The 10562-nt window shown below is 48.5% G+C and carries 15 protein-coding genes; 7 read left to right on the top strand and 8 right to left on the bottom strand.

Going from position 1 to position 10562, the window contains the following annotated elements; all coding sequences use genetic code 11:
• Both C6Y40_RS24960 and C6Y40_RS10485 read left to right on the top strand, forming a co-directional pair.
• Nucleotides 1-217: transposase (locus tag C6Y40_RS24960; RefSeq protein ID WP_420836918.1), on the top strand; the 217-nt coding region annotated here is incomplete at its 5' end.
• On the top strand, nt 214-381 hold the full coding sequence (locus C6Y40_RS10485; protein ID WP_240621911.1) for an acyloxyacyl hydrolase: 168 nt from the start codon (nt 214-216) through the stop codon (nt 379-381). The genes C6Y40_RS24960 and C6Y40_RS10485, both read left to right, overlap by 4 nt.
• A gap of 6 nt (nt 382-387) precedes the next feature.
• On the opposite strand, the gene C6Y40_RS24735 is transcribed toward C6Y40_RS10485, so the two are convergent.
• From C6Y40_RS24735 to C6Y40_RS10500, 4 genes are all read right to left on the bottom strand, one after another.
• On the bottom strand, nt 388-549 hold the full coding sequence (locus C6Y40_RS24735) for a hypothetical protein (RefSeq protein WP_164464674.1): 162 nt from the start codon (nt 547-549) through the stop codon (nt 388-390).
• Nucleotides 550-687: 138 nt separating this feature from the next.
• Complete coding sequence (locus tag C6Y40_RS10490; RefSeq protein ID WP_105934549.1) at nt 688-2595, bottom strand: methyl-accepting chemotaxis protein; 1908 nt, start codon at nt 2593-2595, stop codon at nt 688-690.
• Nucleotides 2596-2848: 253 nt separating this feature from the next.
• Entirely contained in the window at nt 2849-3682 is an 834-nt protein-coding gene (gene fghA, locus C6Y40_RS10495; RefSeq protein ID WP_105934550.1) for an S-formylglutathione hydrolase, read from the bottom strand.
• Between the two features lie 77 nt (nt 3683-3759).
• Nucleotides 3760-4887, bottom strand: a complete 1128-nt coding sequence (locus C6Y40_RS10500; protein WP_105934551.1) for an S-(hydroxymethyl)glutathione dehydrogenase/class III alcohol dehydrogenase — start codon at nt 4885-4887, stop codon at nt 3760-3762.
• A gap of 127 nt (nt 4888-5014) precedes the next feature.
• Here C6Y40_RS10500 and C6Y40_RS10505 point away from each other — a divergent pair, with 127 nt between their 5' ends.
• The 4 genes from C6Y40_RS10505 to C6Y40_RS10520 all read left to right on the top strand — a co-directional run bounded on the left by C6Y40_RS10505 (nt 5015) and on the right by C6Y40_RS10520 (nt 8014).
• The gene (locus C6Y40_RS10505) at nt 5015-5890 is read left to right on the top strand and encodes a LysR family transcriptional regulator (RefSeq protein ID WP_105934552.1); all 876 of its coding nucleotides are present in this window, start codon (nt 5015-5017) and stop codon (nt 5888-5890) included.
• Between the two features lie 218 nt (nt 5891-6108).
• Nucleotides 6109-6930 (top strand): tetratricopeptide repeat protein, encoded by an 822-nt coding sequence (locus C6Y40_RS10510; protein ID WP_105934553.1) that lies wholly within the window; start codon nt 6109-6111, stop codon nt 6928-6930.
• Nucleotides 6931-7022: 92 nt separating this feature from the next.
• Nucleotides 7023-7379 (top strand): outer membrane protein assembly factor BamB family protein, encoded by a 357-nt coding sequence (locus C6Y40_RS10515; protein WP_105934554.1) that lies wholly within the window; start codon nt 7023-7025, stop codon nt 7377-7379.
• A gap of 119 nt (nt 7380-7498) precedes the next feature.
• Complete coding sequence (locus tag C6Y40_RS10520; protein WP_105934555.1) at nt 7499-8014, top strand: hypothetical protein; 516 nt, start codon at nt 7499-7501, stop codon at nt 8012-8014.
• Here C6Y40_RS10520 and C6Y40_RS10525 read toward each other — a convergent pair.
• Nucleotides 7981-8487, bottom strand: a complete 507-nt coding sequence (locus C6Y40_RS10525) for a tetratricopeptide repeat protein (protein ID WP_105934556.1) — start codon at nt 8485-8487, stop codon at nt 7981-7983. The genes C6Y40_RS10520 and C6Y40_RS10525 overlap by 34 nt on opposite strands.
• A gap of 387 nt (nt 8488-8874) precedes the next feature.
• On the opposite strand from C6Y40_RS10525, the gene C6Y40_RS10530 reads away from it, so the two are divergent.
• Nucleotides 8875-9429, top strand: coding sequence for a hypothetical protein (locus tag C6Y40_RS10530; protein ID WP_105934557.1), 555 nt, complete (start codon nt 8875-8877; stop codon nt 9427-9429).
• On the opposite strand, the gene C6Y40_RS10535 is transcribed toward C6Y40_RS10530, so the two are convergent.
• The 3 genes from C6Y40_RS10535 to C6Y40_RS10545 form a co-directional block, all read right to left on the bottom strand.
• On the bottom strand, nt 9426-9707 hold the full coding sequence (locus C6Y40_RS10535; protein WP_105934558.1) for a hypothetical protein: 282 nt from the start codon (nt 9705-9707) through the stop codon (nt 9426-9428). The two genes, C6Y40_RS10530 and C6Y40_RS10535, sit on opposite strands and share 4 nt — an antisense overlap.
• A gap of 22 nt (nt 9708-9729) precedes the next feature.
• Nucleotides 9730-10260, bottom strand: coding sequence for a CDP-glycerol glycerophosphotransferase family protein (locus tag C6Y40_RS10540; RefSeq protein ID WP_105934559.1), 531 nt, complete (start codon nt 10258-10260; stop codon nt 9730-9732).
• The coding region (locus C6Y40_RS10545; protein ID WP_146129467.1) for an IS1595 family transposase at nt 10257-10562 on the bottom strand (306 nt) is incomplete at its 5' end. The genes C6Y40_RS10545 and C6Y40_RS10540, both read right to left, overlap by 4 nt.

Consider the following 10562-nt stretch of genomic DNA (forward strand, 5'->3'; position numbering starts at 1 on the left):
GGTCCTTGATGTCTCAATGAAAGAAGATGAATGCCAGATATATCGTGGCAATGCCGCCGAAATACTGTCAGGAGCGAGGAAGCTTGCCTTGAACATGCTTCGTGCGGAGACAACCAGAAAAACGAGTGTGCCACGGAAACAGAAGCGTGCGCATGGCAGCACTGATTACTTGGAAAAGGTGTTAGCGGCGGGTTTGGTAGCGTTGAACGAAATTTGAGCACTCATGCTCTCGCCCTGGATCGCCTGGGCCTGATGATGCAGTTTGGAAACAACAACGAGCATCACGTAGCCGTGCGTTACTTCCATTACTCTAATGCCGGCTTTAAGAAACCTAATCCGGGCCTGGACTTTATTGCGCTGTCTTATCAGCGGGAATTTTAGCTTAGGCTAGTGGCTAATCAGACGCGCCTTAGCTTCACTCTGGCTGACAACCTTAGACTCAATCTGCTCAATGCTTTGTTGGTTGCGGTAGGTGGAGTAAGCCAGAAATACCGTTAAAGAAACTAAACCGATAAGGGCGAAAATACGCAGGCTGCGGGCGTTACTCATAGTGAAAATATCCTTATTTTAACAATGTGTGTTGGCTAATTTATAGCCACATTCGCTCACTGTGTAAAGCCCGTCAGGGTGTGCAGATTTATCATTGGGTATAAACCCGGGCAACTGCACTCATGCCCGGTTTTTCTATTACAGCGTAAAGCGGTTAACCTGTTCATTAAGCTCAGCGGCCAGCGAATCCAGTTGATCACTCACGGCAACCATTTGTCTGGCCGCATGCAGATTATCATCGCTATTGGTACTGATTTGCTGAATGTTCTGGTTGATATCTTCAATCACCTGAGTCTGCTCTTCAGTGGCCGTGGCAACCTGCATATTTACATCATTAATATGCTGGATTCCGGAAGCAATGGAGGTAAGCAGACTTTCCAGATTTTGTGCTGCACTCACTACTTCTTCGGTTTGTTCGCGGCTGTCACGCATTTTCACCAGCGCCTGGTCGGAGTCGTGTTTAAATTTATCAATTTTGCTTTGGATTTCATCGGTAGACTGTGCCGCGCGTGATGCCAGGCTGCGTACTTCATCGGCTACCACCGAGAAGCCGCGGCCATGATCGCCGGCTCTGGCCGCTTCGATGGCGGCGTTCAGTGCCAGTAAATTGGTTTGTTCTGAGATGCCCCGGATTGTATCGAGAATGCCAATAATATCGGCAGTATGGGAATCCAGAGACTCTATAACGGCGGTCACTTCAGATACCTGCCTGGCTAACTGATTAATATTGGCGACTGCCCGGGCAGTGGTATCCAGCCCGTTAGTTGAAGTTGAGGAACACTCCTGTGCATCGGCTGCAGCAGCTTGTGCTGACGAAGCAATATCATTAACCGTATGGCTCATCTGGGTTAGCGCCGTAGCTACCTGAATAGTGCGGTCGCGCTGCTCTTCGCTATTGGTCTGTGTGGTTTTGGACTGGCTGGCCACCTCAAAAGCAGACTGGCGCAGATTGGCACTGGTATCGGTTACCCGTGAGATAATGTCATGCAAACTGGCGATGAAGCGGTTAAAACCATCAACCAGCTGGCGGGTTTCACGCTGTTCTGGCAGGGGAATTCGCTTGGTCAGATCACCGTGGCCGTCACCCAGCTGTTTAAACACGGCGGCGAGATTTTCAATTGGCTTACTGATGGTTCCGGCCAGCCATACGCCTAGCAGTGCAAAACCACCGGCAATCACCAACGACCAGAAAATCATACTCAGGCTGGCATTGTCCATTTGCGAATACAGCTCATTTTCGGGCACCTGAGCGATAACGTACCAGCCGGCACTTTTCACATAAGTGCTGGCATACAGCATTTCTTCCCCTCGGGCGAGGTTAAAAGTCTGCTGTTGTAGTAGTTGGTTAGCAGTTTGCCCGGACGTGACATCGCGTAAGTGCGACTTACCTAACAGGTCGGTATTGGAATGGGCGATGATTGTGCCTTCACCGTCGGTCATGTAAATAAAGCCGCTCTCGGCGATTTTTACGCTGTTTAGTACGTCAACCAGTTCATCAACCGATTTGGCTACTCCCGACATGCCACGGCCATTAGTTTGCTGGTAGTTAGCAAATAAACGATAGCCCTGGCCGGGTTCGTTGTACAAGCTTAACGAGGTTTCCTGACCACTGTCTTTATAAGCGAAGAACCAGCCATCGTACTGATCGTTTTTAAGTTCTCGTAAAAAGCCTTCCTGATTCCAGTATTTGTGGGTGTTGCGGTCGACAAATGAGGTTACCGTGAGATCGTTAAAGCGGGCAATCTCACCAAGATAATTTACCAGCCGGTTTTCGCCCTGCTTATCGGCACCGGCCGCAGACCAGGCAATAATATCCGGATTATTGGCAATGCTGAAAGCGACTGATTTCATCAGAGTCACTTCTTTATCTACCCGGTTGGCTACCTGTTTTACCATATTGGGTAACTGCGCCGTTTCCATATTGGTTTCCATCATATCGCGGGCAATAAACTGTTGAACCGTACCTACCAGCAGGGTAGAGGCGAGTACCGCAATGATGAGAATAGAGATGAGCTTTTGTTTAATACTAAGTGAGCTAAAGCGCATAGTAAGTACCTGGAAACCATATAATTGTTATTGAGCGTGAACGCGCCTGGCGGCCTTAAAGGGCACACCTCATACTGCGCGGGGCCTTTGGCGTAGTAATAAATGTATTAGGTTGTGGGTTGTCGTACAAGTTGGAATTGGAGCGCTAACAAAATTACCGGGTTTTGTTATCTTTATGTTTACAGTTGGCACTGTCGAGCGGGGACAAAAAAGGCCACGTGATTGTAGCCTTTTACTGTTCATGCAGACTAATTTAGAAGTGACCGGCGTGAAAACGCAGATGATCGTCAATAAACGAGGCTATAAAGTAGTAGCTGTGGTCGTAGCCTTCATGCTGACGCAGGGTCAGCGGATACTGATTGGCTTCAGCGGCATGTTGCAGCGCCTCGGGTTTTAGCTGCTCAGCCAGGAAGTTATCGTCCAGGCCCTGATCGACCAGCATTGGCGTATGCGCTTTGCTGGCATTGATCAGACACACGGTATCGTGGGCTTCCCAGGCTGATTTATCGTCGCCCAGATAAGCGGTAAAGGCTTTCTGGCCCCAGGGGCAGTTAACCGGATTAGTAATTGGGCTGAAGGCCGACGCCGAAGCAAACATACCCGGGTTTTTCAGCGCGATACTCAGTGCACCGTGACCGCCCATGGAATGACCGGCAATGGCACGTTTATCTGAAACCGGGAAGTTCTCTTCGATGATCGCAGGCAGCTCTTTTACCACATAATCGTACATGTGATAGTGGGTTGTCCAGGGCGATTGGGTGGCGTTGACATAAAAGCCTGCCCCTTTACCCAGATCGTAGTTGTCATCGTCGGCAACGTCGTCACCTCGTGGCGAGGTGTCTGGTGCCACAATGGCTACGCCCAGCTCAGCTGCCACGCGTTGCGCGCCAGCTTTTTGCATAAAGTTTTCGTCGCTACAGGTGAGGCCCGATAACCAGTAAACCACTGGTACCTTGGTACCGTTGCTGCACTGCGGTGGCAAATAAATAGCAAAACGCATGGTGCAGCGATTCACTTCAGAGCGGTGGGTATACTGCTTGTGCCAGCCACCGAAGCTTTTATTACAACTGATATTTTCTATTGTCATGATATCTTCCGATGTGCAATGAAAAAACTACCCCGCCACCCTAATGTGGGTCATGTTACTGGTGGCGGGAGTAGTGATTAAGCGTTGTAATGAATTACGCTACGGATACTCTTGCCTTCGTGCATTAAGTCAAAAGCTTCGTTAATGTCTTCCAGGCCCATGGTATGGGTAATGAAATCATTCAGGGCAAACTTGCCTGCCAGATAGTCCTCAACAATGCCCGGCAGTTCTGAGCGGCCTTTTACGCCACCAAAGGCAGTACCGCGCCATACACGACCGGTAACTAACTGGAATGGACGGGTAGAGATTTCCTGACCAGCACCAGCTACCCCGATGATGACTGACTCACCCCAGCCTTTATGGCAGCACTCAAGCGCTGAACGCATAACGTTAACGTTACCGATACACTCAAACGAGTAATCCACGCCACCGTCGGTCATTTCTACGATCACTTCCTGAATTGGCTTGTCGTAGTCTTTCGGGTTGATGCAGTCAGTTGCGCCCAGCTTTTTAGCCAACTCAAATTTAGATTCATTCAGATCGATACCAATAATGTGACCGGCTTTGGCCATTGTGGCACCAATGATGGCTGACAGGCCGATACCGCCCAGACCGAAAATCGCTACCGTATCGCCTTCCTGAACTTTTGCAGTTTTAGTGACTGCGCCCATACCGGTTGTAACACCACAGCCCAGTAAGCACACTTCTTCCAGTGGCGCCGTAGGGTTTACTTTAGCCAGTGAAATTTCTGGCAGTACGGTGTACTCCGAAAAAGTAGAACAACCCATGTAATGGAAAATTTCTTTACCGTTACAGGTAAAGCGGGTGGTGCCATCAGGCATCAGACCTTTACCCTGGGTTTCGCGAACCGCACTACACAGGTTAGTTTTACCAGACAGGCAGAACTTACACTTGCCGCATTCTGCGGTGTACAGTGGAATAACGTGATCGCCCACTTTTAAAGAAGTAACGCCTTCACCTACTGATTCAACAATACCACCACCTTCGTGGCCCAGAATTGCCGGGAATACGCCTTCAGGATCGTCACCTGACAGGGTAAACGCATCAGTATGACAAACACCTGTGGCAACAATTTTTATGCGCACTTCACCCGCTTTAGGTGGCGCAACTTGCACTTCTTCAATGCTTAATGGTTTGCCGGCTTCCCAGGCGACCGCTGCTTTACAGGTAATGACATCTGCCATATTTCAAGATCCTCTTGGTTTTCTTAAGTTGATTTATTTCAATACATTTATTGTAGACCTGATAGAATTAGTAACAATAGCTGATTTATGTAAATAACCTTTACTATATGGTAATAATCGGAGTGTTATGGCGAACTGGGAAGGTATTAACGAATTTGTCGCCGTGGTTGAGGCGCAAAATTTTACCCTGGCGGCAAAGCGGCTGGGGCTCTCTACCGCGCAGGTTTCGCGTCAGGTAGCAAAACTGGAGAACCGGTTAAGTACCAAGTTACTTAACCGTACCACCCGTGTGGTGGCAGTAACAGACTCCGGCGAGACTTTTTATCGCCATTGCAAACCTATACTGGAAGAGCTCACCGCGGCCGAGAAAGTGGTTACCGATCTGCAGGCAAAACCTACCGGTAAGTTAAAAATGACCGCGCCGGTGACCTACGGCGAGCGAATTATTGCTCCCATTGTGAATGACATCTCAGCGGCACACCCGGACTTAGAGATCCAGTTAAACCTCACCAACCAACTGGTGGATTTAATCCACGATGGATACGATCTGGCCATTCGCCTGGGTGAGTTGGAAGACTCTTCATATATCGCCCGGCGACTGACCAGCCGCGCCTGGCACCTGGCGGCTTCGCCGGCTTACCTGGAAAAGTGTGGTACACCACACTCGCTGTCTGAATTGCCCAGTCATCAGTGTATTCTGGGGACCTCAGATAACTGGAAGTTCAGCCGCAATGGCAAGCAGGAACATGTTAGGGTAAAGCCGCGTTTGCGCTGTAACAGCGGTGTAGCGCTAATTGATGCGGCGCTTAAAGATCTCGGTATTATTCAGTTACCCGATTACTACATCCGGCCATATCTGGCCTCCGGAGAGCTCATCGAGTTATTGCGAAACCAGCAAATTGCCCACGAAGGAATATGGGCGGTGTATCCGCCTACCCGCCATTTATCACCTAAAATCCGTATGGTAATTGATAGCCTGATCGCCGGTATACAAAATCCGTAATGATAATAATTATTATTTGCAATTGGGTTGTGAAGAGGTTACATTAACTGCGTACGTAGTTTTAATAGTGTGTCTCTTAACTCTATTAGAATCCTTTTAGCAGGCCCTCATCCACTGGCCTGCTTTTTTTTGCCTGCGAAAAAAGTCCTAAAGTAGGAGATCATCCCGGCTAAAATTGACTTAGGCTTAGTTCATGAGTGTTGTTGAGCAGGTGAACTATGCGAGCAGTTATTTTGGTGATTGGGTTACTATGGCTGATTAACTTAAATCAGGCCAGGGCTAATGTGGAATTGTCAGACGATTTCCTCAATGCACAACCCAGAGTGCAGCTCTACATGGCCTATGCCGAATACAAGATGGCCAATTATCCACTGGCACATGCCATGTGGCTGCAGATAGACGGTGCGGGTAAAGCCGAAGCGCTGTTTAATTTAGGGATCCTGTACGAGCAGGGCAAAGGCGTTGAGCAAAGCCTGGTTGCGGCGCGCGATTATTATTTGCAGGCCGCCGAAGCAGGCAGCCGCGCCGGCGCTTATCAGGTTGGTCTGATGGCGTTGGAGCACCCGCAAATGGTGCCGGCAGAGACTGCCAGACACTGGTTAATGGTGGCTGCTTTAGATGGTGATGAGGATGCCGGCCGGCTGCTTAAGACGCTCACTAGTGATGAGACCGACAGTAATGATCCCATGCTCAGCGTTAAACGCTTACTTATGCGTGGTGACAATGAGCAGGCCATTACGCAACTGATAAAGCTCAGCGAGCAATCCCCCGCCAACTATGCTGCCATAACCGAACTCGCCTGGCTGTATGAAACCGGCCTGGCCGTGCCGCGTGATCTCAATAAAGCTGCCGAGCTCTTCTCTATAGCTGCTGAAGCAGGCAATGCCCGGGCTCAGTATGCACTGTCGGTGATGTATTCAACCGGTGCAGGCAAGCCGGTGGATGCGGAGTTAAGTTTGCAGTGGTTGCAAAAGTCCGCCGCCCAAAACTACAAACCGGCGGTAGAGCAACTGGCAGCAACTTCAGAAAAAGACAGCTAACTCAATATTTGTTAGTAAGTATGTCTGACTGATCCTGACTGCGCTATTTAGTGGTAGGCTGATTAGCACCTGTAGCGAGTATGGTATTAACGATGGAAAAGCTCTTTCTCGGTATCAAAGGTCAGTTGGTTTGCCTCGATAAAGCTTCGGGCGATAAGCTCTGGGCCACCAAACTGAAATCCACCTCTGGTGTCACTAACCTGTTATTTGAAGATGACAAAGTGTTTGCCTATTCCGGCGGGCATTTATTCTGCGTTGCCGCCAAAGATGGCAAGGTGTTGTGGGAAAACAAACTGGATGGTCTGGGCTATGGCCCATGCATTATTGCCAGCGAAAACCAGAATGCTTCGTTAATTGCCGATCAGCTGCAGGCTCAGCAGGCCTCTGCGGCCACAGCCGGAGTCATTGCGGCTACAGCGGGTTCGGCGTCAGCCAATGGATCGGATTAGCCTGTTCCGAAAAAGCCCCGCTGAAAAAGTACCGCAATGGTGATTAATTTTACCCTTTCTTGACCATAGGATAGGTAGAGTCTGCGACCTTAATAACCAGGAACACGTTAAGGAATCGCATGCTCAAAAGCAAAGTAAACCGGCTTACATCCTCTCTGATTGCTGGCCTGGTGCTGGCATTACCTGGCGCCAATGTCACCGCAGACACTTTTAGTGCCGGCGGTGGCTGGCCATTCATTCTGGCGCCTACAATTACCCTCAAACAGGGCAATAATATAGAGTATTACGCTAATTATAAGCTTGGTCTGGACGACGGTTTTACAGCTGGCGTGCAGTGGGCCGAAGGGCATCATGTGTGGGGCGGTTTTGTTGGTGCTGTGGGTGCACGTAAAACCGATTTACCCTGCGGTTCAGATCCCGCCAATTGCCCTGCTTTTAATATTGTCATCACCGACAGAAAAACTACCCAGGGGCTAGGCTTGTCTTATGAGTACCGTTTCTTTGGTGTCAAAGAAGGCTGGGCGTTAAGGCTGGAAGCCGGGTATGGCAAGGCATCCGGTACCGATGCAAAACGCATGGATGGCAATTTGCAGGTTGTATATCACTTTGAAGAGGGCGGAAGACTGCTGAGGTAATCGGTTGCCTCCTGAACTCCGGCTTCGCTGGCTTTGGTAAGCCAGGCTTCGCCTGCCGCACGGTCGGCAGGGGTACCCTTACCTTCTATTAGTGCAACTCCATAATGATATTGAGCCAATGAGGAATAGCCCGCTTCATCATTAGTCATGGCACCTCGCTTAAGCAGGGCTGTGGCCTTTTTCTCATCTCTGGGAACGCCAACACCGGTGTCATATATTTGCGCCAGCCAGATCATTGAATACACACTGTTAAAGCGTTCAATGCAGTCCTCAAAAATCGCAATGGCCGCATCGTGATCGCCCACTTTTTCTGCGGCATAACCGTACAAACATTTAATTGGTTTAGCGCTGGTTACAAAGGATTCGTAACTTAACTCACTGGTGTTCGCGCTGTCATCTTCGTGCTGTGCAGAAACCGGGCGAATAGCGAATAACAAACTAATAGCTGCAATGACCAAATAAATGTTTTTCATGGTGACTCCCGGCGGTTAGTTAGCTTCACTTTAAATGACTGGTGGAGGGATGAAAATGGTGCTTTAGGAGGGCTTAAACTGTTGTGAATGGCTAAGGTTTATTTTCCGTTATTAGCTTAACATCAAGATTGTTATAGGTATTTTGTTTAATTTTAAGGGGCGCAGTGGTATAAACCCAGTACTTGATTTTAGTGCTGTATACAGGGATTGTTGTGAAAATTAGTCTTATAAGCATTACTTTGCTGGCCATCTGCGCCTATTCTATTAAGTCAGTCTGAGTCACCTGACCTGGCGTCAACCAAAAATACACCAATCGAAACAGTGTAAACTTTAAACGTCGTTGAGCCGGGATCCACTGCGCCACGCGCAGAAGGTGATTCCGCTCCTATGCCTGCTGCTGAATCCCAGCCAGAAGTTAAATTAGATACGTTATCCGACCTTGATTTGTTCCTTGGCGGTCAATACGCAGGGGGCATCTTATATGAAGGTGAGCTGTACGACTATCTGATCGGATTGTGGGATCAGGCATCGCCGGAAATGACCGAGAATAACTATCAGGTGGCTTTTAGCGAAATAGAAAGCAATGGGAATACTGGCTACCTGATTCACGTTAGTCCCGAGTACACTGAAACGGATCAGCAAAATTTTGAGTACTCCGCTAAACATACAGATATTGAGAGGTTAGTGTCCTCAACAGAATTTGGCCAGCGCTCAATGGATAAAGAGAGAGAATTAAGGCGCCTCGTGAGTGAATACGAGCCTGACGATATTACCATTGTTAACATGGGATGCATGGAGAAAAGGTGTTCGGTTTATATAGATGCCAAATCAGACAAAGCATTTAGTGATTTTGCTGACTACGCAAGTGAACACATGGGGGCAGCTATCACAAGTATGCATGGCAAAAAGCTAAATGAAGGTTTACTCTGGCTAAGATTTTAGCGCTGACTAAAACTGCCAGTATCCCAGGCGTTTGCGCATTGTAGACCGGGTACAAATGCCGGTACAATATTGCCGGGCACAAACACCGCATCAGGCTTATAGTCAACCACCTCAGCAATGCTCTTAAGGCGGTTTTCCCCTTCCTTGAACAAACTGATATTCACCTCGTTACCTTCAATAAACCAGGCGCACTGGTCACCACGCTGATGCGCTTCTTGCTGTAACGGGCGAAGGATTTCGAACGAGTAATTCTGCGAAATATAAAATAAGTAGCGCACTGATGACGATCTTTTAGGTTAGTTAACTGTTGGCCAGAATGTAGTCTTTGATACGTTCGCTACACTGCCCGTCGGTGGCACCCACCATGTCCTGGGTAATTTGCAAACGCTGGGGTTCAAGCTTTTCCGGATTATTCAACGCGCTTTCAATGGCTGCGGGTACCTGCTTAGGCAACGTGGCACGCGTGCAAAGATCGTGGAACATCTGTAGGTCGGGGTCAAGACGTTTCTCTAAGCGAAACTTTAAAATGCCCCGATAGCTCCAGCGGGTCTGATAGAAATCACACCATACAACCGGCTTATTCAGAGCGGCATACTCAAAAATGGCCGAGGAGGCATCTGATAACATTACATCGGATATTTGCATAAACGGTATCAGGTTATAGTCTTCCACACCCGCAATATGCACATTTTCATGGGTTGCCCATTTTTTAAATAGCGCGCGTTGCCCTTCGTAGCGTTCTTTGGTCAGGCTGAAATAATGTGGCTTGATAAGTACATTATAGTCGGCCAGCAGTTGCGGCAGCGACTCATCGAATTTTTCGATGGCTATGTTCGGATTAACTGTTGTTGAATCGAAAAGAGCCTGTTTTCGTTAAGGTTTTCTGGAGTATCCATAAACCTGAACCAACCTAGGTAGTGTTCCAAGTATTTTGTGGCTACTCCGTGAAACCGTTTTATCCACGCTTTCAGACGGCTGTGATAGGCGTTAACATTTTGAATGTGAAAGACTTTATCTATCACCTTAATTCCTCCTGCCACATCTAAGCGCTTGTGTATTAAATCATTTTTCTCAGAAAGAGCTATGTAGGGCTTATAGCCATCACTACACAACACACTGTCTTTCTCTAATTT

This window comes from Marisediminitalea alba (genome assembly GCF_002993365.1).
Taxonomy (GTDB): Bacteria; Pseudomonadota; Gammaproteobacteria; order Enterobacterales; family Alteromonadaceae; genus Alteromonas; species Alteromonas alba.

Coding starts and splice junctions, on each gene's coding strand:
- C6Y40_RS10510 (WP_105934553.1), top strand. CDS start 6,109: ATGCGAGCAGTTATTTTGGTGATTGGGTTACTATGGCTGATTAACTTA.
- C6Y40_RS10515 (WP_105934554.1), top strand. CDS start 7,023: ATGGAAAAGCTCTTTCTCGGTATCAAAGGTCAGTTGGTTTGCCTCGAT.
- C6Y40_RS10490 (WP_105934549.1), bottom strand. CDS start 2,595: ATGCGCTTTAGCTCACTTAGTATTAAACAAAAGCTCATCTCTATTCTC.
- C6Y40_RS10520 (WP_105934555.1), top strand. CDS start 7,499: ATGCTCAAAAGCAAAGTAAACCGGCTTACATCCTCTCTGATTGCTGGC.
- C6Y40_RS24735 (WP_164464674.1), bottom strand. CDS start 549: ATGAGTAACGCCCGCAGCCTGCGTATTTTCGCCCTTATCGGTTTAGTT.
- C6Y40_RS10505 (WP_105934552.1), top strand. CDS start 5,015: ATGGCGAACTGGGAAGGTATTAACGAATTTGTCGCCGTGGTTGAGGCG.
- fghA (WP_105934550.1), bottom strand. CDS start 3,682: ATGACAATAGAAAATATCAGTTGTAATAAAAGCTTCGGTGGCTGGCAC.
- C6Y40_RS10530 (WP_105934557.1), top strand. CDS start 8,875: ATGCCTGCTGCTGAATCCCAGCCAGAAGTTAAATTAGATACGTTATCC.
- C6Y40_RS10525 (WP_105934556.1), bottom strand. CDS start 8,487: ATGAAAAACATTTATTTGGTCATTGCAGCTATTAGTTTGTTATTCGCT.
- C6Y40_RS10500 (WP_105934551.1), bottom strand. CDS start 4,887: ATGGCAGATGTCATTACCTGTAAAGCAGCGGTCGCCTGGGAAGCCGGC.